Source organism: Kitasatospora sp. NPDC057500, assembly GCF_042802195.1.
Classification (GTDB): domain Bacteria; phylum Actinomycetota; class Actinomycetes; order Streptomycetales; family Streptomycetaceae; genus Kitasatospora.
Genome location: NZ_JBHVER010000030.1, coordinates 1 through 25,652 on the forward strand (window position 1 = coordinate 1; position 25,652 = coordinate 25,652).

Annotated in this window: 22 protein-coding genes; 12 read left to right on the plus strand and 10 right to left on the minus strand. The window is 72.2% G+C overall.

The genetic code is table 11. The annotated features are described in order from the left end of the window. The 7 genes from ACFU74_RS09565 to ACFU74_RS09595 form a co-directional block, all read left to right on the plus strand. A partial coding sequence (locus tag ACFU74_RS09565; RefSeq protein WP_380754317.1) for an RHS repeat domain-containing protein occupies positions 1–822 on the plus strand: 822 nt, incomplete at its 5' end. Beyond that, positions 819–1,205, plus strand: coding sequence for a hypothetical protein (locus tag ACFU74_RS09570; RefSeq protein WP_380754320.1), 387 nt, complete (start codon positions 819–821; stop codon positions 1,203–1,205). The genes ACFU74_RS09565 and ACFU74_RS09570, both read left to right, overlap by 4 nt. Before the next feature lie 723 nt (positions 1,206–1,928). Beyond that, positions 1,929–2,912, plus strand: coding sequence for an ABC transporter permease (locus ACFU74_RS09575; protein ID WP_380754322.1), 984 nt, complete (start codon positions 1,929–1,931; stop codon positions 2,910–2,912). Between the two features lies 1 nt (position 2,913). Further along, positions 2,914–3,876 (plus strand): ABC transporter permease, encoded by a 963-nt coding sequence (locus ACFU74_RS09580; protein ID WP_380754324.1) that lies wholly within the window; start codon positions 2,914–2,916, stop codon positions 3,874–3,876. Beyond that, the gene (locus tag ACFU74_RS09585; protein ID WP_380754327.1) at positions 3,873–5,954 is read left to right on the plus strand and encodes a dipeptide ABC transporter ATP-binding protein; all 2,082 of its coding nucleotides are present in this window, start codon (positions 3,873–3,875) and stop codon (positions 5,952–5,954) included. Before ACFU74_RS09580 ends, ACFU74_RS09585 begins: the two co-directional genes overlap by 4 nt. A gap of 51 nt (positions 5,955–6,005) precedes the next feature. Further along, positions 6,006–7,691: an ABC transporter family substrate-binding protein gene (locus ACFU74_RS09590; protein ID WP_380754329.1), complete on the plus strand. Its 1,686-nt coding sequence runs from the start codon at positions 6,006–6,008 to the stop codon at positions 7,689–7,691. Continuing rightward, positions 7,639–8,124 (plus strand): tetratricopeptide repeat protein, encoded by a 486-nt coding sequence (locus tag ACFU74_RS09595; RefSeq protein WP_380754332.1) that lies wholly within the window; start codon positions 7,639–7,641, stop codon positions 8,122–8,124. The genes ACFU74_RS09590 and ACFU74_RS09595 overlap by 53 nt, the downstream gene beginning before the upstream one ends. Positions 8,125–8,353: 229 nt before the next feature. Here ACFU74_RS09595 and ACFU74_RS09600 read toward each other — a convergent pair whose 3' ends face one another. The 6 genes from ACFU74_RS09600 to ACFU74_RS09625 form a co-directional block, all read right to left on the minus strand. Further along, positions 8,354–9,382, minus strand: coding sequence for a LacI family DNA-binding transcriptional regulator (locus ACFU74_RS09600; protein ID WP_380754333.1), 1,029 nt, complete (start codon positions 9,380–9,382; stop codon positions 8,354–8,356). 33 nt (positions 9,383–9,415) lie between these two features. Further along, complete coding sequence (locus ACFU74_RS09605) at positions 9,416–11,188, minus strand: glycoside hydrolase family 36 protein (RefSeq protein WP_380754334.1); 1,773 nt, start codon at positions 11,186–11,188, stop codon at positions 9,416–9,418. An 8-nt stretch (positions 11,189–11,196) separates the two neighbouring features. Continuing rightward, positions 11,197–12,060 (minus strand): carbohydrate ABC transporter permease, encoded by an 864-nt coding sequence (locus ACFU74_RS09610; RefSeq protein ID WP_380754337.1) that lies wholly within the window; start codon positions 12,058–12,060, stop codon positions 11,197–11,199. Beyond that, positions 12,057–12,911, minus strand: a complete 855-nt coding sequence (locus tag ACFU74_RS09615) for a carbohydrate ABC transporter permease (protein ID WP_380754424.1) — start codon at positions 12,909–12,911, stop codon at positions 12,057–12,059. The genes ACFU74_RS09610 and ACFU74_RS09615 overlap by 4 nt, the downstream gene beginning before the upstream one ends. Before the next feature lie 80 nt (positions 12,912–12,991). After that, entirely contained in the window at positions 12,992–14,335 is a 1,344-nt protein-coding gene (locus tag ACFU74_RS09620; RefSeq protein WP_380754340.1) for an ABC transporter substrate-binding protein, read from the minus strand. A 59-nt stretch (positions 14,336–14,394) separates the two neighbouring features. Continuing rightward, entirely contained in the window at positions 14,395–15,531 is a 1,137-nt protein-coding gene (locus ACFU74_RS09625) for an aminotransferase class V-fold PLP-dependent enzyme (protein ID WP_380754343.1), read from the minus strand. Positions 15,532–15,880: 349 nt separating this feature from the next. Here ACFU74_RS09625 and ACFU74_RS09630 point away from each other — a divergent pair, with 349 nt between their 5' ends. The 4 genes from ACFU74_RS09630 (at position 15,881) to ACFU74_RS09645 (ending at position 20,344) form a co-directional block, all read left to right on the plus strand. Beyond that, positions 15,881–18,208: a collagenase gene (locus ACFU74_RS09630; RefSeq protein WP_380754346.1), complete on the plus strand. Its 2,328-nt coding sequence runs from the start codon at positions 15,881–15,883 to the stop codon at positions 18,206–18,208. A gap of 160 nt (positions 18,209–18,368) precedes the next feature. Further along, positions 18,369–18,581: a hypothetical protein gene (locus ACFU74_RS09635; protein WP_380754349.1), complete on the plus strand. Its 213-nt coding sequence runs from the start codon at positions 18,369–18,371 to the stop codon at positions 18,579–18,581. Positions 18,582–18,864: 283 nt separating this feature from the next. Then, a complete protein-coding gene (locus ACFU74_RS09640; RefSeq protein ID WP_380754352.1) occupies positions 18,865–19,137 on the plus strand; it encodes a hypothetical protein in 273 nt (90 codons plus the stop codon). Between the two features lie 109 nt (positions 19,138–19,246). Next, a complete protein-coding gene (locus ACFU74_RS09645) occupies positions 19,247–20,344 on the plus strand; it encodes a hypothetical protein (protein WP_380754427.1) in 1,098 nt (365 codons plus the stop codon). Here the strand turns inward: ACFU74_RS09645 and ACFU74_RS09650 are convergent. Both ACFU74_RS09650 and ACFU74_RS09655 read right to left on the minus strand, forming a co-directional pair. Further along, on the minus strand, positions 20,334–21,095 hold the full coding sequence (locus tag ACFU74_RS09650; RefSeq protein ID WP_380754355.1) for an N-acetyltransferase: 762 nt from the start codon (positions 21,093–21,095) through the stop codon (positions 20,334–20,336). The two genes, ACFU74_RS09645 and ACFU74_RS09650, sit on opposite strands and share 11 nt — an antisense overlap. A 28-nt stretch (positions 21,096–21,123) precedes the next feature. Next, positions 21,124–21,951, minus strand: coding sequence for a class I SAM-dependent methyltransferase (locus ACFU74_RS09655; RefSeq protein WP_380754358.1), 828 nt, complete (start codon positions 21,949–21,951; stop codon positions 21,124–21,126). A 257-nt stretch (positions 21,952–22,208) separates the two neighbouring features. Between ACFU74_RS09655 and ACFU74_RS09660 the strand changes: the two genes are divergently transcribed. Then, a complete protein-coding gene (locus ACFU74_RS09660) occupies positions 22,209–23,657 on the plus strand; it encodes a N,N-dimethylformamidase beta subunit family domain-containing protein (protein WP_380754361.1) in 1,449 nt (482 codons plus the stop codon). Here ACFU74_RS09660 and ACFU74_RS09665 read toward each other — a convergent pair. After that, positions 23,608–24,366 (minus strand): HAD family hydrolase, encoded by a 759-nt coding sequence (locus ACFU74_RS09665; RefSeq protein WP_380754364.1) that lies wholly within the window; start codon positions 24,364–24,366, stop codon positions 23,608–23,610. The genes ACFU74_RS09660 and ACFU74_RS09665 overlap by 50 nt on opposite strands. A gap of 11 nt (positions 24,367–24,377) precedes the next feature. Beyond that, complete coding sequence (locus ACFU74_RS09670; protein ID WP_380754367.1) at positions 24,378–25,553, minus strand: serine/threonine protein kinase; 1,176 nt, start codon at positions 25,551–25,553, stop codon at positions 24,378–24,380. Between the last annotated feature and the right edge of the window lie 99 nt (positions 25,554–25,652).

Below are 25,652 nucleotides of genomic sequence, written 5' to 3' on the forward strand. Positions count from 1 at the left end.
GGGGCCAACCAGGTCTGGGACGTCCAGACCAACGCCACCACCTACGAGCTGAGCGAGCTGGACGGCTCCAAGACCGTCTTCGCCCGCCAGGCCGGCTCGAACATCTACCAGGTCGTCAGTGACATCGGCCCGGAGGCGGCCTCCGCCACCCGGTACCAGTACGACACCGCCGACGGCCGTTCGCTGGTCAAGCGCGTGATCCCGCCGGTCGAGCCGGGCGTCGACGACGCCAACCACTGCACCGTCAACCCGCTGCCGCGCGGCTGCGAGGTCATGGAGTACGACTACGCGAAGGTCACCACGGCGACGGCGACGACGCCCGGCGACCACGCGGACCGCATCCGTTCGGCGAAGGTCTGGTCGTGGAACCCGGCCACGTCGAAGCAGGAGGCCGTCGAGGTCACGCACTACGTGTACGACGACAAGGGCCGCATCGCCCAGGTCTGGGACCCGCGCCTGGCCCAGCCGCTGAAGACCACGTACAGCTACGACGCGGACGGCCGGGTCACCCGGATCACCCCCGCCGGCCAGCTGCCGTGGAACTTCGACTACGGCACGGCCGCGGCCGACCAGGACCCGGGCCGCCTGCTCAAGGTCCGCCGCGCCGCCCTGGCCCAGGGCAGCAAGGACCAGGTCAACGGCGAGGTCCCCGGACCAACCTCAAGAGTGAGAAATCCCGATGGAAGGAGCATCCCGGGCAGTCCAAGTCGAAGAAGAAGCGGAAGGCGCGGGCTGTCTTCCGGATCCGAGTCGGGAGTAAGAAGCTCGACCTCTGGAACGGGCCGTGGAGGTAGTCGTTGGGACCAGATGATTCAGGGTTGAAGTGGTCTGCGGAGAAGGTCGTCACTGAGGGCAATCGGTCCGGCTGCTTCGCCGACATTGAGATGATCGAACAAACATCGGAGCCAAGGCTGGTTGACTTTCATTTGGAGGCGTTGACCGGCAATGAGTACATCGTGCTACTGAGGGAAGATCTAGGGGAGGCCAGAGTCCTCTTCGAGGAATATGCGTTCGAGGATGTCCCGACTCATCGGATCATCGATTTCATTAATCTGATTGAGCGCGGAGAGGTCATCCTCTCGTTTTCGCGCTTCAAGTGGTGGCTGAGTCTGGAGGTTTCCATTCCCGAAGGAAAATGGGTCGATGGGCGCCGGTTCCGGAACGATCTCTCGGAGTGGGAGGGGGGAGTTATCGCAAGCAGTTGACGATTGCACCGTAGCGTGTCAGCCACCTGGAGACTCTCCTCCGGCCGACATGCCTGCCCAGGTGGTGGTGCTGTCCGTCCGTCGTCCGGGCGCCGTATCAGCCGGCGCGGGAGCGCGATGACGGCGCTGCCTGACCGGCCGGAGGCCGCCCCCCGCCCGCGCGGGGCGGCGGCCTCCCATCGCTTCGAAAGCGAAAGCGAAGAGGTACGGAGAGGTACGGTGCAGCCCGCGCAGCGGTCGCGTGCGTCTCGTACAGCTTGCGGGCCGGGGGAAGCACCCGGCCACCGGTCGGCGGTGGTACGACGGCACCCGACCACCGCCCCCCGGCCCGGGACCGCCCGGGCGCCGCGAAGCGCCGGCCCGATTCCGGTGAACCGCCTGTCGGCCGCGGCCGACGGCGACGCCGCCGCCGCGCCGACGACCGGCACACCCACCACTCCGGCCGCGCTGCCCGGCTACACGCCCTCGCAGCCTCCGTACCCGCTCCCACCTGCGAATTGACGAAAGTGTGACGCGGACACATCCGTGTACTTCAGGACTGTTTCGTCTTCGTGTCCAAATGTCTGGACCACTGGTGTCACCTGTCGCTCGCACACAGACTTGGCCTCTGCACCACAGTGCAAGCACCCCCCTGGACCGAAAGAGCTCCATCCCCATGCTCAGCTCCGCCAGCCCCGGCGCCTCCCAGCCGCACCCTCCGTATCCCGTGGGGAGGCGGCGTCCGTGCTCCGATACGTGACACGCAGGGCGGCGGGATGGTTCCTTGTGATCGCGGTGGCCACCAACGCCACGTACTTCCTCGCCAGTTCGTTCCTCGACCCGCGCTCGAACTTCAAGGAGCTGCGCCCGGTCCGTACCGACGAACAGATCTCCCGGGCCCTGGCCCCCTACAACCTCGACCCGCACGAGCCGCTGCTCCACCGCTGGTGGGACTGGCTGACCGGGGTGGTCCTGCACTTCGACTGGGGCCGCTCCCCGGTCGGGGTGGAGGTCAACGGGGAGATCGGCTACCGCTCCCTCGTCAGCGCCCAGCTGGTGATCGGCGCGACGGTCCTGTCCGTCGTAGCCGGTGTCGCGCTCGCCGTCCACACCGCCTCGCGCCAGTACGGCTGGCGGGACCGGGCCGCCCAGGCCCTGTCCATGGCGCTCTTCAACGTCCCGGTCTCCATCGCCGCACTCGCCCTGGTACTGCTCGCCATCCGGCTGAACGAACAGGCGGGCTGGCACTTCCTGTACGTCGCGGGCGAGAAGTCTCCGGACGTGGAGGGGTTCTGGGCGACGCTCGGCGACCGGCTGGCGCACCTGATCCTGCCGACGCTGACGCTCACCCTGACGGGGTACGTGGGCTACCACCTCACCCAGCGCTCCCTGCTGCTGGACGTGATCGGCTCCGACTTCGTGCGCACCGCCCGGGCCACCGGGCTCACCCGCGCCCAGGCGATCCGCCGGCACGCCCTGCGCACCGCCCTGATCCCCACCGCCCAGTCCGTGGCCTTCAGCATCCCGGCCGTCTTCACCGGCGCCGTCCTCACCGAGACCGTCTTCGGCTGGAACGGCATGGGCCAGTACTTCATCCAGACCATCAACAAGAACGACGTACACGGCACCGTGGCGACCGCCGCCTTCGCCGCCGCCCTGACCGCGATCGGCGCGATCCTCGCGGACATCACCACCGTTCTTCTCGACCCGAGAGTGCGGGTGAGCTGAGATGGGCACCCCTGTGAGTCCCGACACGACCCCCGACGGCGTCCTCGACACCACCGCCGGGCAGGCCGCCGAGCAGCCGCCCACCGGGCACGACGGACGCTACCTCGGCAGGCGCCGCCTCTACCTGCGCCGCTTCCGGCGCAACCGCACCGCCGTCGCCGGCGTGGTGATCCTCCTGCTGCTCGTGCTGTTCAGCGCGTTCGGCGGACTGTTCACCCCCTATCACTTCTCGGACGCCGACTTCTCGGCCCTGACCCAGCCACCCGGCGCCGAGCACTGGTTCGGCACCAACCAGGGCGGCAACGACATCTACGCCTCGGCCGTTCACGGTCTCCAGCGCTCGTTGGTGATCGCGGTGACCGTGTCCGTCCTGACCGTCGCCGTCTCCGCGGTCGTGGGCGCGGGCGCCGCCTACCTCGGGGGCCGGGTGGAGAAGGCCACCCTCGCCCTCATCCACTTCCTGCTGATCGTGCCCTCCTTCCTCATCCTCGCGCTGGTCTCGCACCGGCTGGCAGGCGACTGGCGGATCCTCATCCTCGTCCTGACGGTGTTCGGCTGGATGTCCACTACCCGCGTGGTCTGGTCGGTGTCGACGTCCCTGCGCGAGCGGGACTACGTGCTCGCCGCGGAGTTCATGGGCGTGCGCCCCCTGCGCATCGTCCTGCGCCACATCATCCCCAACCTGGGTTCCCTGCTCATCGTCAACCTCACCCTGGGCGTGGTCTCCACCGTCCTCAGCGAGACCGCCCTGTCCTTCCTCGGCTTCGGCGTCCAGACCCCGGACGTCTCGCTGGGCACGATGCTCGCCGACGGCGCGGGCACCATCACCAGCGCCCCCTGGCTCTTCGCCTTCCCCGCCGGGCTGACCGTGCTGCTCACCGTCTCGATGACCTTCGTCGGCGACGGCCTGCGCGACGCCCTCGACCCCACGTCCACCACCGGCGCGGCAGGAGGCCGACGATGACCCCCGCACCCACCCGCCGCACCGGGCCCGAGGCCGGGCCCGCACCCGTCCTGTCCGTACGCGACCTGCACGTCTCCTTCCCCTCCGAGGAAGGACCGGTGGAGGCCGTGCGCGGTGTCGACTTCGACCTCCTGCCCGGACGCACCCTGGGCATCGTCGGCGAGTCCGGCTCGGGAAAGTCCGCCACCGCCCTGGCCGTCATGGGCCTGCTGCCGCCCACCGCGCGGCTCGGCGGCCGGATCCTGCTGGGTGGCCGTGACCTCGCGGCGATGGACGACGCGGAACTGTCCCGGGTCCGCGGTAAGGACATCGGCATGGTCTTCCAGGATCCGATGTCCGCGCTCACACCCATCTTCAGCGTCGGCCGGCTGCTCACCCAGGCCCTGCGCGTCCACCGGGACCTGTCCAGGAAGGATGCCTGGGAGCAGGCGGTGGAACTGCTCGACCTGGTCGGCATCCCCGACCCGCGCGAACGCGCCAAGGCGTTCCCGCACGAGTTCTCCGGCGGCATGCGCCAACGCGTCGTCATCGCCCTGGCCATCGCCAACAAGCCCTCGGTCCTCGTCGCCGACGAACCCACCACCGCGCTCGACGTCACCGTCCAGGCCCAGATCCTCGACGTGCTGCGGCTGGCCCAGCGCGAGACCGGCGCCGGTCTCGTCCTCATCACCCACGACCTGGGCGTGGTGGCCGGCTACGCCGACGACGTCGCCGTCATGTACGCCGGACGGATCGTCGAACACGCGGGCGTCGACGAGCTCTTTCGCCGTCCCACCATGCCCTACACCGCCCGGCTGCTGGCCGGCGTCCCCACCGTGGACAGCGGTGTCGAACGGCCCCTGATCCCGATCGGCGGCGAACCGCCCTCCCTGGTCGGCCTGCCCGACGGCTGCGCCTTCGCGCCGCGCTGCGCGGTGGCCCGGGACGTCTGCCGGACCGCCGAACCGAATCTGACCGCACCCGCCGGGCGGTTCGGCCGCGTGGCCTGCCACCGCGCGCAGGAGATCGCCGACGGCAGCCTGGACCCGGCCGGGGACGCCGTTCCCGTACCGCCGGCCCGCGCCGCTGAGCGGACCGTCGGCGACGTGGTCCTGCGCGTCGAGGACCTGGTCAAAACATTCCCCGTCACCAAGGGCACCCTCCTCAAGCGCCGGGTGGGCACCCTGCACGCGGTCAACCGCGTGGGCTTCGAGCTGCGCGCGGGCGAAACCCTCGGCCTGGTGGGGGAATCCGGCAGCGGCAAGACCACCACGCTGCGCGAGGTGCTGCGCCTGCGCGCTCCCGAGGGCGGCCGGATCGAGGTGGCGGGCACCGATGTCGCGACGCTGCGCTCGGCGGCCCAGGTGCGGGAGCTGCGGCGCGAGATCCAGATCGTCCTCCAGGATCCGACGGACGCCCTGGACCCCCGGCTGACCGTCTTCGACCTGCTGGCCGAACCGCTCCAGGCCGCCGGCGCCGACCGGACGGCCGTCCGGTCCCGGGTCCCGCAGCTCCTGGACCTGGTGGGGCTGGACCGTGCCGTGGGCGACCGCTTCCCCGCCGCCCTGTCCGGCGGCCAGCGCCAGCGGGTCGGCATCGCCCGCGCCCTGGCGCGCGAGCCGAAGCTGCTGGTCCTGGACGAGCCGCTGTCCGCCCTGGACGTCTCCGTGCAGGCCGAGATCGTCAACCTGCTCGTCCGGCTGAAGCGGGAACTCGGCCTGGCCTACCTCGTGGTGGCGCACGACCTGGCCGTGGTGCGCTACTTCTCCGACCGGATCGCGGTGATGTACCTCGGACACATCGTCGAGTCCGGCGCCACCGAGGAGATCTTCGCCCGGCCGCGGCACCCGTACACGAAGGCCCTGCTGTCGGCGATCCCGCTGCCCGACCCGGAGCGCGAGCGCCGCCGCGAGCGCATCGTCCTCAAGGGCGAGCAGCCCAGCGCCGCCCGGCTGCCGGCGGGCTGCGTGTTCGTCGACCGCTGCCCGCTGCACCGCGAGGCCGACGAGAGCGTGCGGACGCGCTGCCGCACCGAACGGCCTTCGACGGTCGGCGCATCGGACGGCTCCGACCACCGGTACGCCTGCCACGCGGTCTGACACCCGCTTCCCCCTTCTCACCCGCTTCCCCCTTCTCACCAAGGACATCCCGTGCGTCGTAAGCTCGCTCTGCCCCTCGCGCTGGTCGCGGCCGTCTCGGTCGCCGCCACCGCCTGCTCCTCCTCGTCCTCCTCGGGTGACTCCTCGGGGAAGGGGACCGAGAACGCCGCGAAGGTCGCGTCCTCGGTCACCGACTACAACCCGCAGCCGTACGAGAACCTCAAGGACGGCGGCACCTACACCACCGCGGGTACCTTCGACGAGCAGGGCAACCCCTTCAACGTCAACGGCACCCTCAACGCGCTGCGGATCTGGTCCTGGTACAACGCCGACGCCATCACGTACACGCCCACCGGTGAGGTCCAGTACAACCCGGACTACTACAGCGACGTGAAGGTCTCCGTCGAGGGCGGCGACCAGAAGGTCGTCATCACCCTCAACCCCAAGGCCGTGTTCAACGACGGCACCCCGATCGACTGGCGTGCCATCGAAGCCACCTGGAAGGCCAACAACGGCTCGGACAAGGAGTACGCGGCCTCCTCCACCGACGGCTACGACCGCATCACGTCCGTCACCCGGGGCGCGGACGACAAGCAGGCGGTCATCGCGTTCAAGGGTGTCAACGCCTCCTGGTCCGCGCTGTTCACCACCTTCCTGCACCCCCAGGCCGCCACCGTCGAGAACTTCAACGAGGCGTACGTCAAGACGGCGCGCCCCGAATGGGGCGCCGGACCGTACACCGTGGGCACCTGGGACGCCCAGTCCGGCAACATCACCTTCGTCCGTAACCCCAACTGGTGGGGCCGCAAGGGCAAGCTCGACAAGCGCGTCTACGTCAACCTCGAACGGGCCGCCTCGATCAACGCCTTCAAGAACGGCGAGATCGACTACGCCCCGGTCGGGGACGCGGAGAACCTGAAGCAGGTGAAGGCCGTCAAGGACGCCGAGGTCCGCAGTGGTGGCAGCCCCTTCGAGTACGCGCTGTACCTCAACACCAAGTCCCCGTTCCTCGGTGACATCCAGGTCCGCAAGGCGGTGCAGGAGAGCATCGACCGCTCGCAGATCACGAAGATCCGGTTCCAGGGCCTCAACTACAGCGAGCCGCTGCCGGGCTCGGCGGTCCTCTACAGCTTCCAGCAGGGCTACCAGGACAATGTCTCCGCCGTGCTGAAGTACGACCCGGAGGAGGCGCGGAAGACCTTGGACGCGGCCGGCTGGAAGCCCGGGACCGACGGCATCCGCGCCAAGGACGGCAAGGAACTCGAACTCGGCTACACCCTGCTCGGCGACGACCCCGTCGAGAAGGCCGTCTCCGGAGCGTTCACCGCGATGCTCAAGGCCGTCGGCGTGCGGCTGAACGTCAACAAGGTCTCCTCGAACGACTTCTCCAAGGTGCTCAGCGAGCGCCGCTTCGACCTGTTCATCTCCGGCAACCGCTCGACGGACCCCTTCGGCGCGCGGTACCTGTGCGACTTCTACTGCTCGGACCGCGAGTCGAACATCACCGGAGCCGGCACCCCCGAACTGGACCAGGAGATCCGCGCCACCGGGGACATCTCCGACCTCGGCCAGCAGATCGCGGCCGTGAACAAGCTCGAACAGAAGGCCCTTCAGCAGTACTCCCTGCTGCCGCTCTACAGCGGACCCTCCACCTACGGCCTCCGGAAGGGACTCGCCAACGTCGGTGCCACCATCTTCCACAGCCCGCTGCCCGAGACCGTCGGCTGGCAGAAGTAGCACCGTCGGCGCCGAGGCGCGGCCCGCGGCGAAGGCCGGCGTTCCGGGGGCGGACGGGCAGGACGCGCAGAGCGACGCGGGCCGCGTTCCTGGACTGGCCGGCCCGGTCGCCACGGGCCAGAGCCTGACGGCGGCGGGCCTGGTCGGCGCCGCCCTCACCCACTGGCAGCATCTCGCAGCCGACGCCGAACGCCTCCTCGGTGATGAGCACCCCGACACCCTCACCGCCCTCGGCAGTCTCGCCGCCTCCTACTGGCAGGCCGGGCGCACCGGCGAGGCGATCGGGATCAAGGAGCGGCGGCCGAGTCGTCGTGGGGTGCCGGGCGGCGAAGCCAGGGAAGCCACGAGACGGCAGCCGCCTGATAGCCGTGCCCCGGCACCCCTGGGCGACCCGACCTCACGAGTGGCTCGGTCGACCCAGCTCAGAAGGTAGGGCTGCCTGAGCGACCGTGGTGGCTGCTCCGCTGCTCTGGGCTTGGTGGCGTAGGGAGGTCGCGGCGGGACCGGAAGGACAGGGCGTAGGCCGCCCCGGCCGAAGGCCTGGGGGGTGCCTCCCAGGTGTCGCGGGGTCGGGAATGATCGACGCTCGCCCCTGCCGGCGCTCCCGGAGCCGGAACCGCGCCGTCGCCCCGCCGGACCGGCGGCGGGGGTCGGGGGGCGCGTCAGGGGGACGGTGGGTGGTGGGAGGAGCTGGGGCGGACGATCAGGTCGGCGGGGAGTTCGGTGCCCTCGGTGGGGGCGGGGTCGCCGCGGAGTTGGGTGAGGAGGCGGGTGACGAGGGCGGTGGCGATGGGGCGGAGGGGCAGGCGCAGGGAGGTGAGGGGTGGGCGCAGGTGGCGGGCGAGGGGGGTGTCGTGGAAGCCGGTGACGGCGAGGTCGTGGCCGACCCGCAGGCCCTCGGTGCGGGCGGCCTCGTAGATGTCGAGGGCGGCGAGGTCGTTGTCGGCGGCCACGGCGGTGGGCCGGTCGGGGCCGCGCAGGAGGGTGCGCAGGTCGCCGTCGGCGGGCGGCGGGACCAGGGTGAGGCCGAGGCGGGCGGCCTCCCGGTGGAAGCCGTCGCGGCGGGCGGCCAGCCAGGGCAGCGGCGCGGGGGCGCCGACGAAGGCGACCCGGCGGTGGCCGCGTTCGGCGAGGTGGCGGGCGGCCTCGGCGGTGGCGGCCGCGTTGTCGATGTCGACCCAGTGCGGCGGCAGGTCGGGGCCGGTGCGGCCGAAGGCGGCGAAGGGGATGCCGAGGCGGGCGGCGTGGGCGGCACGCGGGTCCTCGGGCAGGACGTCGGCGAGGACCAGTCCGTCGACCTGGCGGGCCGCCACCACGGCGTCGATCGCCGCCCGGGCTCGCTGCTCCCCCGCCGCGGGGCGGAGGAGCAGCACGTGGTTGCCCTCGGCGCCGGCGGCGTCGACGAGCGCTTCGAGGAAGCCCGCCATCAGCGGGTTGGGGTCGTGCGGATCGTCGACCGGGGCGAGGTAGCCGATGGTGCGGCGCTCGCCGGTGCGCAGCGAGCGGGCTGACTGGTCGGGCCGGTAGCCGAGGCGTTCGACGGCGGCGGTGACCCGGGCGAGGGTGTCGGGGTGGACGCGGTGCGGGGCGTTGAGCGCGTTGGAGACGGTCTGCCGGGACACCCCGGCCGCGCGGGCGACGTCCGCGATGGTGGTGGCGCGGCGGACGGGGCGCGGTCCCGGGGTGGTCATCGGCGCTCCTCGGTCGGCGGACGGGGGCGGCGCTCAGACCCGGCGCAGGGTCAGCAGGCCGCCCCGGGGGACGTGGACGGTGGCTCCGCCGTCGAGGCGGACCGTCGCGGTGGTGACGTCCCGGCCGCGGGCGTCCTGGACGGTGGCCTGCGCGATGCCGTGGCCGCCGGCCAGGCGGACGTCCGGGTCGGCGTCGGCGTTGGCGACCAGCAGGGTACGCCACTCCCCGGCCGCCGTGACCGGCAGCGCCGCGTACCGGCCGACGACCACCTCGCCGTCGCCGGTCGCCGTCACCATCGGGTAGCCGAGGTCCGGGCGGGACGGGCGCAGGTCGCCCAGTTGCAGGGTGTCGATGTGCGTGCGGGCGACGCCCAGCCAGAAGGCGAGCGCCTCGCGCTGTCCGGGGTTCTGGGCGGCGAGGTCGACGGAGATCTGCGGCACGCCGAACAGGACGTTGATGAGGTGGCAGGCGACCTGCTCGGCCGGTTCGGCGGGGTGCCACATCAGCATGTCGGAGTGGACGGCGAGCGGCCCGGCGATCAGCCGGGTGTCGACGACGAGCCGGCGGTTCGTGTGCGGGCTGAGCGGGCAGTCGGTGGCCCGGATCATGGTGGCGTAGGGCCACAGGCCGGGGCTGACGTAGGGCTGGCGGTGTTCGACCATCGTCTCCGGCCGGGCGGCGTCGATCCGGCGGCGGATCTCGCCGAGCAGCAGGTGCAGGCCCTCGTCGACGGTGGCGCAGTCGGCCTCGGGGCCGGGGGCGGGCGGGTCCTGGACGCCGAACCAGTCGACGAAGTCGACCTTCAGCCCGTCCATGCCCCACTCCTCGGCGGCGCGGGCGAGCCGGTCGGCGAGGTGGGTGCGGACCTCCGGGTAGCGGGGGTCGGCGATGACGGCGCCGAGGTGGTCGGCCTCGACGAGCGCGTACCGGGAGAGGGTGTCCCAGGCCGCGCTGTCCTTGCCGATGAAGGGCAGGGCGTACCAGAGCAGGTAGCGCACGCCGAGGTCGTGGACGCGGGCGACGTGGGCGGCGGTGTCGGGCAGCGAGCGGGGTTCCCAGTCGCCGCAGTGGGCGTAGCCGCGGGTGCGGTCGGTGGTCATCCAGCCGTCGTCGACGATGATCGTGTCCAGGCCGAGTTCCTTGCCGAGGGCGGCCTGGTGCTCGACGGCCTCGGGGGTGATGTTCTGGTGCAGCGCGTACCAGGTGGAGTAGGCGGGGCGGCGGGCGACGTCGGGGACGCAGGCCTTGCGGTCGGCTCCGGCGGCCCACCAGTCGGCGAGGTCGGCGAGGCTCTGCGCGAAGTGCCGGCCGGAGGTGTCGATGCGGACGGTGAGCCGGCCGGCGGCCTGGACCCAGTAGCGGAACTCCCCGGTCTCCTCGACGACGCCGGCGCCGGCCAGGGCGTCCTCGCGGTCGGCGGCGAAGGCGCAGAGCGTGGTGTCCCCGGTGCCGACCAGGGCGGCGACGGGGGCGCCGCGGGAGAGGGTGGTGCGGCGCGGGGCGCTCCAGGCGGCGGGCAGCCAGTCGGCGCCGCGCAGTTCGGGGGTCCAGAAGGCGGTGGCGTCGGTGCAGGGGGTGCGCCATTCGATCCGGACCTCACCCGCGCTGTCGCGGCCCGGGTCCCCGGCGGTGATCTCGACGACGTCCGGGGCGATGGTGCGCACCTCGGCGGTTCCCGCGACCAGCAGTTCCAGCCGCCCGGCGGTGAGGCCGGGCACGGCGACCGGACGCGGGCGGGCGGTGGGGGCGGTGGCGTGCGGCTCCCAGATCTCCGTGGCCGCCGTGTTCTCGGCGTTCTCCGTCATGGTCCGATTCAGCCTTTCGTGGCGCCGGCCAGCAGGCCGGAGATGAACTGCCGTTGCAGGACCAGGAAGAGGACCATCATCGGCAGGGTGGAAAGCGCGGTTCCGGCGAGGATCAGGCCGTAGTCGGTGTTGCTCTTCATGCCCTGGAGGGTGGCGAGCGCGACCGGCAGGGTGTGCATCTCGGGGCTGCGCAGGGCGATCAGCGGCCAGACGAAGTTGTTCCACGAGCCGAGGAACAGGAAGATCCCGAGCGCGGCGAGCACCGGCCGCATGACCGGCACCACGACGCCGAACAGCACCCGAAGTTCCCCGGCGCCGTCGACCCGGGCGGCGTCGAGGAGTTCGTCGGGCATGCTCGAAAGGGCCTGGCGCATCAGGAAGATGGCGAACGGGACGCACAGTCCGGGCAGGATCAGGGCCTGGTAGGTGTCGAGCAGGCCGAAGGACATCATCATCCTGAACAGCGGTACGAGCATCACCTGGTCCGGCACGACCAGGGTCGACAGCAGGACGGCGAACAGCACCGTGCGGCCGCGGAAGCGGAACTTGGCGAAGGCGTAGCCGGCGAGCAGCGCGACGACGAGCGCTCCGACGGTCTGGATGCCGGACACCAGAAGGGAGTTGAGCAGCACCCGGCCGAGGCCGACCCGGTCGTTCAGGTTCCGGAGGTTGTCGCCGAGGTGTCCGCCGGGGAGCAGGTGGGGCGGCCAGGAGAAGATCTCGGCGTCGCTGAGGGTGGCGGAGACCAGCAGCCAGTAGAACGGGGCGACGGACAGGCCGGTGACGGCGGCGAGCGCCAGGGTCGCCGGCACGCCGCGCAGCCGGCGCCTCGCGCCTGCCGCCCCCTGCGGCACGGACGTGACGGGCGTCATTCGCGTTCTCCCATCAGGCGCATCTGGACCGCGCCGAGCACCGAGACGATGAGGGTGAGCGCGTAGGCGATGGCGGAGGCGTAGCCGAAGTCGAAGTAGCGGAAGCCGTTGTCGTACAGGTACATGGACACCGTGAGAGTCGCGTTGTCGGGGCCGCCGCGGGTCAGCACATAGGGCTCGTCGAACAGTTGGAGGGTGCCGATGGTGGAGAGGACCACCGTGAACAGCACCACCGGCCGCAGCGCGGGCAGGGTGACCGAGGTGAACCGGCGCACCGCTCCGGCGCCGTCGACCGTCGCGGCCTCGTAGAGCTCCCTCGGGATGCCCTGGAGCCCGGCCAGGTAGATGACGGCGTTGTAGCCGGTGTAGTGCCAGGTCAGGACGAGGACGATGGCCGTCCGGGACCAGAAGCCGCTGCCGAACCAGTCGACGGCGGGCAGGCCGACCGCCTCGATCGCCTTGTTGACGGCGCCGCTGTCGGTGTTGAGCAGGAAGGAGAACAGCACGCCGGTGGCGACCAGGCCGGTGACGGCGGGCATGAAGACGCCGAGCCGCCAGACCACGCGCCAGCGGACCAGGGCGGCGTTGAGGCCGACCGCCAGGAGCAGGGCGAGCGCGAGCATCACCGGGACCTGCACGACGAGGATGCGGGCGGTGTTGCCGAGCGCCGTCCAGAACAGCGGATCGTCCAGCAGCCGCCGGTAGTTGGCGAGTCCGGCGCTGTGGGTGACGGTGCCGGAGCCGGCGCTCAGCGAGAGCAGCAGCGAGGAGACGACGGGGTAGGCCTTGAAGACGGCGAAGAGCAGCAGCGCGGGGGCGAGCAGCAGGTAGGGAACGGCCCGGCGGCGCAGCCGGGCCCGCCGGAGCCGGGCGCCGGGGAGCGGGGTCCGGCCGCCGGCTCCGGGGCGGGCCACCGAGGGGGCGGCGGCGGTCACTTGAGCTTGCGCCCGGTCTGCTGGGCGAGCTGCTCGGCGGCTTCCCGGAGGGCCCCGGCCGGGTCGGCGCCCTTGGTCAGCACCTTGGTCTGGGCGTCGCTGACGACCTTGAGCGCGCGGGCGTAGTCGCCGGAGTAGTTGGTGGCGTCGCCGCCCTCGGCGAGCAGTTCGGTGAAGGTCTTCAGGACCGGCTGGCCGCCGTAGTAGGCGCTCGGCGCGCTGTAGACCGGGTCCTGGTAGGCGGCGGTGAGCGCGGGGAAGACGCTGCCGGCCTTGAACATGGAGTTGACGGCGTCGGGCCGGGTGAGCGCGTACTCGACGAACTTCCAGGCGGCGGCGCGGCGCGGGCTGGAGGCGGCGACGGCGAGGTGGGTGGAGTTGACCAGGGCGGTGCGCTTGCCGCCGGGGGTGACCGCCGGGGGCCGGGTGAGCCGCCAGTTGCCGCTGAGGTCGGGGAACCTGCTCTCGATGAAGTGCGCCGCCCAGGAGGGCTGCGGGCCGGCGCCGAGCTTGCTGTCCTTCATCTGGGCGCGCCAGGCGGTGGCACCGGCCGTCTCGATGACGACGCCGGCCTCGTCGAGGCGCTTGATGAGGGTGAGGGCGCGCACGCACTCGGGGGAGGTGAGGCTGATGTCGCCCTGGAGGTCGAAGAAGAAGGCGCCCTGCTGCTGCATGAGGGCCTGGAGGAAGTCCACGTCGGGGCCGGGGGTGCCGGTCCGGTTGAGGCCGACCAGGCCGACGCCGGGGTTGGCGGCCTTGAAGGCGCCGGCCGCGGCGATCACGTCGTCCCAGGTGGCGAAGGTGGTCGGGTCGATCCCGGCCCGGTCGAACATGTCCTTGCGGTAGAAGAAGCCCTGGGCGTTGACCTCCCAGGGCAGGGCTCGGGCTCGTCCGGCCCTGTCGGTGACGACCGGCCACAGGCCGGGGGTGAACTCGTCCTTGTGGGCGTCGGCACCGAGGGCGGAGAGGTCGGCGAAGCCGTCGGGGAACTTCTCCAGGTAGCCGGGCAGGTAGTCGCAGCCGATGTGGAGGACGTCGCCGAGGCCCTGGCCGCCGGCCGCCAGGCCGACGGTGATCTTGTCCCAGATGGCCGGGTTGCCGACGTCCTGGACGTCGACCTTGATGCCGGGGTTGTCCTTCTCGAAGGAGGGGACCACGCCGCGCAGGGCGTCGGCGGCGTTGGTCCAGGACCAGACGGTGACGGTGCCGGTGGCGGCGTCCCCGCCGGAGGAGCCGGTGCCCCCGGAGCCGCCGCAGGCGGAGAGCGCGCCGCCTGCGGACAGGGCCAGCAGGCCGGCGCCGGAGGCGCGCAACAGGTCGCGACGAGTGAGGTGTGACATGGCATGCCTTTCCGAGAAGGACGAAGGGCTGGACGAGGGCGACGGAGCGGGCGGTCCGCTCAGCCGACGCGGACGCCCCGCCGGACGCGGCCGAGCACCTCGGCGAGCGGCTCGGCGGTCGCGGGGTCGGTGCTGGCGTGCGGCGACAGCCTGATCCAGCCGCCGCGCAGGGTGGTGGCCAGGCCCGTGGCGGTGAGCGCGCGGTGGACGGCGGCGGGGTCGGCGCCGGGCAGCCGCAGCCGGGCGATGCCGCTGCCGCGCCCTCCCGGCTCCCCCGGCCCGCCGGCGGTCTCGGCCCCGGCGGCGCGGGCGGCGGCGAGCAGCCCGCCGAGCACCTCGCCGATCCGGGCCTCGATCCGCCCGGCGCCGGTGTCGCGCAGCAGGGCGAGCGCCGCGCCCAGGGCGGCGACGGCGACGCCGTCCGGGTTGGTGAGGGTGTGGGCGACGGCGCCGGGCCGCGGCGGGCACGGGTGGGCGGGGGCCTCCAGCGGGTCCACGACGCCGGACCAGCCGCCGAGTCCGGGGCCGAGCAGCCCGGCGACCCGGTCGCGGACCATCAGGACCGCCGCACCCCAGCCGGCCCGCAGCCACTTCTGGCCGCCGGCGGCGAGCACGTCGGCCGCGTCGGCGTCGAACTCCACGGCGCCGAGGGCCTGGACGGCGTCCACCACCAGCACCCGGTCCGGGCCGATCAGCTCCTTGAGCCCGGCCAGCGGCGCCCGGCGGCCGGTGGCGGCGTCCACCGCGCAGACCGCGACGGCGCGCACCCGGTCGTCCAGCCGGGCGCGGACGGTGTCGACGGTGAGCGGGCCGTCCAGCAGACGGGCCGTCAATCCGCCGTTCCCCGAGGCACGCAGCCACGGGTAGAGGGCACCGGGGAAGTCCGTCCGCGCCACCAGCACGGTTCCCGGCCCACCGGCGCGCGGGCGGGTGAAGGCGTGGGCGGCGGCGAAGAGTCCGTGCGAGGTGGAGCTCACGAAGGCGATCTCGTGCGGCGCGCAGCCGAGCAGCCCGCCGGCCGTCCGGGCGCTCGCGCCGGCCTCCGCGTCGAGGCGCTCCAGCGCCGCCCAACCCCGGCGGTGGAGCCGGTCGGCCTCGCGGACGTGAACCCTGCGGACCGACTCCGAGACCGGCCCGAACCGGGCGAAGTCCAGATAGCCGAACGGTTCGGCGAACTGCGTCAGGTAGTCACGCATGCCCCTCCCCCACTCTCGGGTCGATTTGAACGTTCAAATGACACGCAAATCAACAGAACCAACCAATGCCGAACGAGCGGGAGCCAGCAAACGCCTCTTGCTGAGTCTCCGTCAAGACCCGTGCAGCCGACGCCGTCCGGTCGAGACCTTCTCGTTACACCCCCGCCGAGGCCCTTCCGACACCCTCTTGCGCAATGCAATTTGACATTACTATTTTACTGAATGCCGGGTCGATCCCCCTCGCCTCCCGACCGCGCGAACTCACGCCACACCTTCAACTGCCGCCCTCCCCATGACGGTTGGCAGTACCCCCACACCCTCGGGAGTTCCCGTGTCAGCCACCCCACGTGTGCGCACAGTCCTGCTCTCCGCGGCCCTCGCCGCCACCCTCACGGCCCCGCTCGTACAGAGCGCCCGGGCCGCCGCGCCCGCCCCCGTCCCGACCGCCTCCGCCCCCTCGTCCACGTTCGGCGAAACCGCCCGGCCCCCGGCCGGCGCCACCGGCGACGTCGCCCACGGCAGCGGAGCCGGCGACGTCGGCCCCGAGGGCGCACCGGAGAACGCGGACCGCCCGTCGATCCCGACCGCCGGGCAGCCGGTCGCCGACCCGGCCGTCCCGTCCTCCCCCGCCGCCCGCACGGCCGTCGCCGCCTGCGACCCCGCCGCCTTCGCCGCGCTCTCCCCCACCGCCCTCGCCGACTTCCTCGGCGACCCCGCGCACGGCTACGACGACTGCCTGCTGCCGCTGCTCCGCACCTGGAGGCCCGAGCTCGCCAAGGTCTTCACCCCGGCCCACGTGCGCACCGTCGCCGAGCGGATCACCACCCTCGCGCCGAGGTTCGACGGCACCACCGCCCTCAACCCGCGCGGACTCTGGTACTTCCTGCACGTCGCCGCCATCTTCGACTTCGACTACCGCCTCGATCTCGACTTCAAGGACGACACCACCACGTCCGCGATCGAACGCGCCGTCGCCGCCTACACCGCCAACCCCCGCGTCTTCGAGCCGACCCAGGCGGCGGGCGACGCCATGGGCGAGGTGTTCCACGCCGCCAGCGCCCCCCGGCTGCGCCCCACCCTCCTGCCGCTCGGCGAGCGCGTGCTGCGGCAGTACGCCACCGCCGCCAGCCCGTACATCGGCGACCGGGGCTGGAACTGGGCCCTCCAGTCCGTGCTCCAGATCAACTACCAGGGCATCCGCAACGTCGTCGAGGACGGCGGGAAGTTCCAGGCCGCCGTGGCCGCCGCCCCCGGCTACCGGCAGGCGATCCGGGCCTTCGCCGGCTACACCCACCTCAAGGGCACCGGCACCGAATGGGCCGTCGGCGACGCCATGCTGGAGTACGCCCGGTTCGCCGGCATCGAGGCGCTCCAGCCCGAGCTGAAGGCCGAGATCGGCGGGGTCATCACCGCCGTCCGGGACAACTTCGGCCGGCTCAGCCGCCCGTGGGTCAACGTCGCCGCCCCGGTCAACGACCTCGGCCTCTGCCGGCCGTACGACGCCTGCCAGGACGACCTGTACCGGCAGTTCTTCCCGAACACCTACAGCTACGACAACGGCACCCTGGTCGTCCGCACCGCCCTCGACAAGGCCACCGCCGACCAGCTCTACTACGCCACCAAGCAGGTCAAGGCCCAGTTCTTCCGCACCCTCGGCACCGACCGGCCGCTCGCCGACGACCCCAGCCAGGTCCTCACCGTGCAGCTGTACGACACCAAGGCCAACTACCAGCTGCTGCAGTACCTGCTGTTCCGGATCGGCGACGTCGACAACGGCGGCATGTACATCGAGCAGAACTCCACCTTCTACACCTACCAGCGCACCAGCGACGAGTCGTACCTCAGCCTGGAGGAGCTCTTCCGGCACGAGTACACCCACTACCTCAACGGCCGCTGGGCGATCCCCGGGATCGGCGGGACCGAACGCTGGCCGTCCGACGCCACCTTCGCCATGAACGAGGGCACCGCCGAGTACTTCGCCGGCGCCACCGCCAAGGACGGCGTCAAGGCGCGCAAGAACATGCTCAAGGAGATCGCCGCCGACGACCAGTACGGCACGCCGCGGCTGACCGTCGACCAGATCCTGCACGCCACCTGGCAGAGCCTCGGATTCCGCGCCTACCCGTACGCGGCCGCCTTCTTCAACCTGCTCGGCGAGCGCCACCCCGACCGGTTCGCCGAGATGTACCGCCTGCTGCGCGCCGACGACGTCGACGGCTACAACGCCTGGCGCGACCGCCTCGGCCGCGACGCCGACCTCCAGCGCGAGTACACCGCGTACCTCGACGCCCAGGCCCCGAAGGCCGCCGACCTCCACGTCCCGGCCACCGACTACACCCCCAACGGCCAACTCAGCTTCGCCTACGCCTCCGAGGTGCGGGACTCCTTCGCCCGCGCCACCCAGAACACCCCGGTCTGCAAGGACAACGCGGACTGGAACAACTCCGTGCGCTTCACCTGCACCGGCCGGATCACCGCCAACCTCACCAACTCCCTGAGCGCCGGCGGGATCCGCGAGTCGATGGCCGACACCGTCGACTACTACCTGCTCACCCGCGCCGGCGCGGCCGCCAACAACCTCGCCGACATGACCTGCTGGTTCGGCGAGGTCGAGGTCTGGCCCACCGGCCAGGCCGGCACCGCTGACTACACCTGCGAGGGCCCGCTGCGCCGCTAGGCTCCGCCGTCGGACACCCGTACCGGCCGGAGGGCGGTCCTCCGGCCGGTACGGGCGGCACGGGCGGCACGGCCGGTACGGGCGGCACGGGCGGCACGGGCGGTCGCGAACGATCGCGGGCCGTGGAACTACTCCCGAGGAGGCGCCCGGGGAAGGCCCCGTGGGCGACGTCGAGACACCGGGCTTCGTCTCCGAGGTCTCCCCGCCGTCGGCCTCGGCACTCCTCCCGGCGCCGGAGCGCGAGCGGCTTTCCGCCCCCGCCCCGGCAGCGTGCGTGGAGGGCGACTCCGGGTTCACCGCCCAGGTGAGCGGCCGTCTCGACACCGACGACGAGTGCGGCGCCACGGTGCGACGCGGACTCCCGTTCCACTGACGGGAGTTGGCCGACGAGAGCACACCCGGCATCGGCGCGCCCGCCCACTTCGCCCTGCGCGCGCCCGGCGAGGACCCCGGGCGGCCGGACCGCGTCCGCACCTCCCGCCGCAGGTGGGACGGCCCCCGGCCGCGCCCCGCCGGGGCGGATCGCGTGATCAAAATTGGTCTAATCCAATTCTGTCCTGAATAGGTCGTCACAAGCGGCACCCCCGTGCCGTTCACTGTGTCTCCCAGAGCAGCCGGTTTCGCTGGCCGCACGACCGGTTGATGAGGGAGAGCGAATGCTGAGCGCCTTGCGCTGTCTGATCGTTGGGGTGACCGCGGCCGCCGGGGCCTGGGTGGTGGTGGCCGTGCACGACGGCGGCCGGATGCCGCTGCTGCCTGCACTGTGTGTGGACGTGTTCGTCGGGATCGCCTGGCTGTCGGTCCTCGCGCTGGCCGTGCCGAGACGGCGGCCCGCGGACGGTCCGGCGGACGACGGAATCGACCTCGCGTACCGGGCGGCCGGCGAGCCCCGGACCGCCATGCGCTGGAGGGCCCGCAACTGGCCGTGAGCCCGACCGCTCCAAATCCGGCCGAGATCACTGCGCACCCTTTCCGCAGCTGGGCGGCTCCTGACACCATGTCGCGAGACCCCAGAAGCGAGGGAGAGCCAAGGTGACGATGGTGCGCGTGAGTTCGGCGGTCATGACCCACCCGGTGCGCCTGGTCCAGGCCCGGGAGCTGGCCGACCGGCTCGGGCTGGACGGCCTGGCGCTCGACCCCGATCCGGACGGTCCGCCCTCGGCGCTGCGGACGGCACTGGTCGCCTGGGCGGCGGCGGACGCCGGGGCGAGCCACCACCTCGTCGTCCAGGACGACGTGACCGGACCGGACGACCTGGTGGCGCTGGTCACCCGCGCGGCCGCCCGGTTCCCCGACGAGGCCCTCGTCTACTACACCAACTGGCACGCGCGCAACGGCGCCGCCTCCCGGCTCGCCGCGCTCGCCGGCGCCGCCTGGGTGCGGGCCGTGCCCGACGAGTTCACGCCCTCCCTCGCCGTCTGCCTGCCGCTCGGCACTGCGGAGGAGTTCCGCCGGTTCGCCAACGGCAGCGCCGAGCGCCACGACGACGAACTGTTCTCCGTCTTCTTCCGCGCCCGCGGCCGGATGGGCCTGATCGCCGTGCCCAACGTGGTCGAGCACATCGGCACCAGCAGCATCAACGGCCATGCCACACAGGGGATTCGGCTCGCCGTCTGCCCCACGGACGCCTTCGACGCCGGGCCGCTGCTGGCGCGCGGCCGCGTCCTGGAGGAGCCGGGGTGGATCCCGTACATGCGGTACGGCGAGGGCTACATCCGGCTCGTCGGCCAGGAGAAGGGCCCGGACGGCGGACGCGGCCATCACCGCTGGCGCGACGCCCTGCCGGAGACCGGTCTCACCGAGCGCGCGGTGGACGAGGCGGTCGCCGAGGGCATGCCCGCCGACCTGGCGGCGGAGGTGGCCGCGCTGTTCGGCCGGAGCTTCGCCGAGGAGCTGTGGATCCACTGCCTGCTGCTCGGCCGGCAGGCGGCCGAGGCCGCCCGCCGGCTGGGCGACGGCCCCGGCGACGTCCCGCCGGCCGCGCTCGCCCGGCTGCGGGACTCGGCGGTCTCCACCGCCGGTCCCGCCGGCCTGCCGCCCGAGCGCCGGCCGGAGGCCGGGCCGGACGAGGTGCGGCTGATGTCGGCCTTCGCCTGGACCGCCGTCAGGGCCGGGGAGAAGTGGCCTACGGCGTGACCTCCGGGGGCACCGGGTGGGTGATCCACACCGCGGGCTCCCAGTACGAGCCGAGGTCCCGCTCGCGCTCGATCCGCAGGGTGGAGAGGCCGTCCGGGAAGACGTAGTCGCCGTCCTCCGGGTAGGCGAGCCCGGTCCAGGCCTCCCACTCGGCCACCGTGCCGGTGATCCGCGAGGAGCGCTCGGAGGCGCCGGCGACCGCGCCGCCGGCGCCCACCTGGGTGCGGATCCACGGGTCGAACGGAGCGCCGTCGGCGCGCCGCCAGGTCGCGTACCGCTCGATCGGCACCAGCGGGTACTTGTCCTTCCAGGTGGGCCGGACGGGCACCAGCACCGTCGCCAGGCCGGCCCGCCGGGCCACCTGGCGCATCCCGTCCAGGAGCACGCTGGAGAAGCCGCGGCGCTGGTAGTCCTCCGCGACCTCGATGCCCAGCGCGCACAGCGCCCCGGGGGTCCGGCCGGCGTCGCGGTCCGCGAACGCCCGGGCGATGGAGTCGTCCAGGCCGGGACCGAGGTCGGCGACCGTGCCGTCCCAGGTGCGCGGCAGCGAGCGCCCGGCGCCCGCCACCAGCTCGCGCTCGTCGTCGTACAGGACGAACTGGTACTCCGGGAAGTCCGCGAACAGCCGGTCCCAGTAGCCGTCGTTGACGTCTCCGTGCAGGTTGTACTCGGGCACGATGCCGGCGAACCGTTCCGGCATGCGGTCCCACAGTTCGGGCTTCTCCGCGTGGGTCACCACGACCAGGGCCATCGGGCAGCTCCTCCTTCTTCTCGTGGGCCTAGGCGGGGACTTCGACGTCCCAGACGATGACGATCGGCAGCCCGTCCCAGGCCGCGCGGGCCGCGTCCGCGATGAACTCCTCGTAACCGCCGGGCGCCAGGCGGCCGTTGAAGAGCGGCTCGTGGCAGGCCCGGACGCGGAGCCCGGCCGCGGTGAACGCCTCCAGGTAGCGCCCGGGCAGGTGCACATGGTTGCGGATGAACGCCAGCTGCTCGGAATCGTGCACGAAGACGCACTGCCCCTGGAGGGCGATGACGAACGGGTGCAGGTCGGAGACGATGATCCGCCCGCCGGGCCGGACCACCCGGGCCAGCTCGGCCACGCCGGCCTTCAGGTCCGGCAGATGGGTCATGGCCAGCGAGCAGACGGCGAGGTCGACCGAGTCGTCCTCCAGCGGCAGGCTCTCCAGGCGCCCGGTCCGGAACTCCGCCTGCGGAGCGCGCTCACGGGCCTTGGCCAGCATCTCCGGCGACTGGTCCACGCCGATGGTGCGGTGCCCCCGGGCGACCAGCGCGCCGGTCTGGCGCCCGGTGCCGCAGGCGGCGTCCAGGGCGGTCCCCGCGGGAAGGGTGTCGACTATCCCGTGCAGCACCGGCTCCTCGACCTCGATGTACGAGTTGGGCAGCGAGTCGTACACCGCCGACCAGGAGGCGTAGCCCTCGGCCAGGCCGAGTTCGCTGACGTCGCTGTCCCCTCCCGGCAGCTCCGCGTCGCCCGCGACGAAGCGCCGGATGTCCTCGACGCGCTCCTTGAGGAACTTCTCGTCCCCGTCCAGGGCGTGCCGCAGCAGCGCCAGGCCCTCGATTCCCAGGACGAGTTCTCTCACTCGAAATTCATTGCTCATGCCAAAGCCTCGCTCTCGACCGGAGGTGAAGGATTCGCGGTGGCCGGTCGGGTCCCGCTGAATTCCGACTACCCGGCCCGGCGGTAGAGGACTCTCCCGGTCCGCTTCGCTGTCCGAAAGGCGGTGCTGAATGACCGGTTCCACAACATCGTTGCCCGCAATTCGCGGAACACCCTACGATGGCGGGCCGAAGCCGCCGGACACCTATTCGCCGGCCGTTCGCTCTGCTGGGAGGCGGAATGATAGAGGGATATCTCGGCAGGGAAAGCGTCACCTCCGGGGAGGAGCTGGCCGTGCACGTCTCCACGGACGCCGCCCGGTTCCGGCTGAGGTTCTACCGGCTGGGCGGGGGCCTGGACCTGGTGGCCGAGACCGGCCCGCACCCCGGCTCGCTCCACCTGCCGCCCCCGCACCCCGACGGCGTCCCCGGCCGGGTCTCGCCCGCCCGGGGCTGGGACTGGCCGCCGCTCACCCTGCCCGTGCCGGAGCACTGGACCCCCGGCATGCACGTCGTCCAGTTCGTCGAGGACGGCGACGACCCGCCGCTCCTGGACGCCGCGAGCCTGGAGGGCCCGGCCCGCGAGTTCTTCGTCGTCCGGCCCCGGCGGCCCGGCAGCCGCTCCCGCATCCTCTACAAGAAGTCCACCTTCACCCGGCACGCCTACAACCGCGCCGACCGCCCGGGCGAGGAACGCGGCGCCAGCCTCTACGACCACCCCGTGTACCTGCCGGACGGCGAGCCCCGCGGGCACCGGCTGAGCCTGCACCGGCCCGGCGGAATCATCGACCTGGCCTACTGGGACGCCCCTTTCATCGGCTGGCTGGAGCGCAACGACTACCCCGTCGAATTCTGCACGGACCTCGATCTGCACGAGGACCGGGAACTATTGTCCTCGTACGATCTACTGCTCAGCGTCGGCCATGACGAATACTGGAGCGAGGCCATGCGCGGCCATGCCGAGCAATTCGTCCGGGGCGGCGGGAACATCGCCTTCCTCAGTGCCAACACCTGCTGGTGGCGCATTCACCCGACCGACCGGAACACCGCCTTCGTGTCGGACACCGACCACCACGTCGGGGACGAATACCCGCACCTTCCCGCGACCGACCAGTGGTGGCCGGCGCAGCCCGACGGCGTGGGCCGTCCGGAGAACTCGCTCACCGGGGTGAGCTTCCGCAACGGCGGTATGTGGGCGAGCGCGCAATGGCCCGGGAACCGTCCGCGCGAGGGGTACACGGTGCAGCACGCCGACCACTGGGTCTTCGCCGGCACCGGTCTGCGCGACGGCTCTGACGGCGGTGAGCCCGACCGGCTGGGCGAGGGCACCGCGCTCATCGGGTACGAGTGCGACGGCGCCGCCTACGACCGCGACGAGCACGGCGTCGCGCGCGCCACCGGCGAGGACGGCACTCCCGCCTCCTTCCTGATCCTGGGCATCCACGTCCTCCACCCGGTCCACGAGGACTTCCACGACTTCAAGTGGGACCACTGGAACGGCCCGGCCCGGGAGCCGGGCATCACCAGCCCCCGGGCCGCGACCATGGGCCTCTACACCGCCGGCGGCACCGTGTTCTCGGCGGGCACCACCGACTGGCCGGTGGTCTGCGGGAACGACCAGGACGCCGGCGTCGACCGGGTCACCCGCAACCTCCTGGACCGGCTGCGGCACCGCTCGCCACGAGGCTGAGCAGCTCCTCCAGCCCGCGGATCCGGGCCGCCCCCTCCGGCAGGGGCGGCTCGGACCCGACCACCGCCGGGTCCGGCCGGCACAGGTGGACGGACGGCATCCCGGCCGTGAGCGGGCCGAGCACGTCCGGCGCCCACATGTCCCCGACGAACAGCACCTGCCGGGGCGGCAGTCCGCACTTCTCCAGCAGCGTCCGGTAGATCAGCGGGTGCGGCTTGCGCGCGCCCGCCCGGGCGGAGCCCACCACGACGTCGGCCAGGCCGTCGAGGCCGACCTCCGCCAGGCAGTCCTCCAGGTTCCAGAACCAGTTGGAGCAGATGCCGACCAGCAGCCCCCGGGCGCGGAGCTCCCCGAGGACGGCGCGAGCGTCCTCGAAGAGCTCCAGCCGGACGGCCTTCATGGCCCGGTCGATCTCCTCGACCAGGCCCTCCAGCTCGTGCCCGGGCACCCCGCAGTCGAGGGCCCTGCGCCGGAGCCGGTCCAACTCCCAGCGGTGGTAGTCGGTTTCCGTGGCGGAGTGGGCCGCGTGCTCCTCTCCCTCACCGGGGCCCACCGCCCACTGGTCGCCCCAGCGGGCGCCCTGGGCGGACAGGCCCCGGCGGTCGAAGATCGCGCGGTGGTCGGGCGGCAGCGGCTCGACCATCCGCGCCAGCGTCCCGTAGAAGTCGAAGACGACGGCGCGGACCTCCGGCGTCGGCACGGACGGCATCCGGGCCGGCCTCAGTAACGGCCGTGCCGGCGCGGGAAGTAGTCCTGCAGATCGCCGTCCCGCTCGATGTCGACGGTCGCACAGTGCAGGCCGCCGCCGAACGGGCCGACCGCCCGGAACGGCACCGGGACGATCTCGAAGCCGTAGGAGGCCAGCTGCTCCGACAGCCGGACCTCCTTCTCCTCGATGCACAGGGTGTTCTCGTCGATGTTCAGCATGTTCCCGGCGAGCCACGGGCTGCAGAACGAGAGCTTCGGCGGGTGGTCCCAGCTCGCCGGCTGGACCGCCTCGATGATCTCCCAGTCGTTGAGCCGGAAGAACTCCATCAGCTCGGCGTCCGCGAGCCGCTCGCCGCAGTGCAGCACGAGCCCCGGGCGCAGCGGCACCCAGGTCGCGTCGATGTGCAGCGGGTGGGTGTTGGTGGAGGTGACCGCGTGCACCCGGTGGTCGGGGAAGTGGCGCTTGAGCCACTGGTAGCCGCTGCGGTTGGTGACGAAGGACAGCTGGACGAAGAGGTCCTTGCCGAAGCGGGCGACGTCGGCGGCGTCGAACAGCGGTTCGGCCTCGGTCAGCACCAGGTCGTAGTCGCGGACCCGGGCGAGCTGCTCCTCGGTCGGCAGGTCGTTGTAGGTGTCCCAGAACTTGGTGTTGTAAGAGGCGTCGGTCAGCCGCGGCTTCGGCGCGGCCTCCCAGCGCATGCGCTCGTCGGAGTCGAAGAGGTTCTGCAGCAGGGGCCGGTAGGCGAGGTACTCGTGCCAGCGGCTGCGGTAGGACATCGTCGCTTCCAGGACCTCGTTGCCGACGGTCAGCAGCAGGTCGCGGGGCGGCATGCAGCCGAACATGGAGTCCTGGGTCCAGTCGGGCGTGGAGACCTGCTGGTTGAAGTCGAGGGGGGTGGGGCGGTCCACCCTGATGCCCCGGCGGCGCAGCATCTCGGAGAAGTTGTCGAGCTGCTCCTCGGCCTCGGCGACCATGTCCTCGGGCATCGGCCCGTAGGTGCCCAGGGGGAAGCCGTCCTCGGGGTAGTCCCGGCGCACCGCGTGCTCGGGTGCCTGGACCACGGTGCCCTCGGCCCGGCCGACGATCACGTGGCGCAGCGGGTCCCAGCCGTTCCAGGCGTTGACCCGGACGGGGCGGGAGGAGTCGTCGGGAGTCTCATCGGTCGAGGTAGTCGTCTGCTCGGTCACGTAACAAGCCCTTCGTATCGGGATCACGTGGGTGCAGAGGCCTAACCTGCGGGTACCGCCCGGGAGGAGTCAAGGGTTGATCTCTATGCGGGACACTGA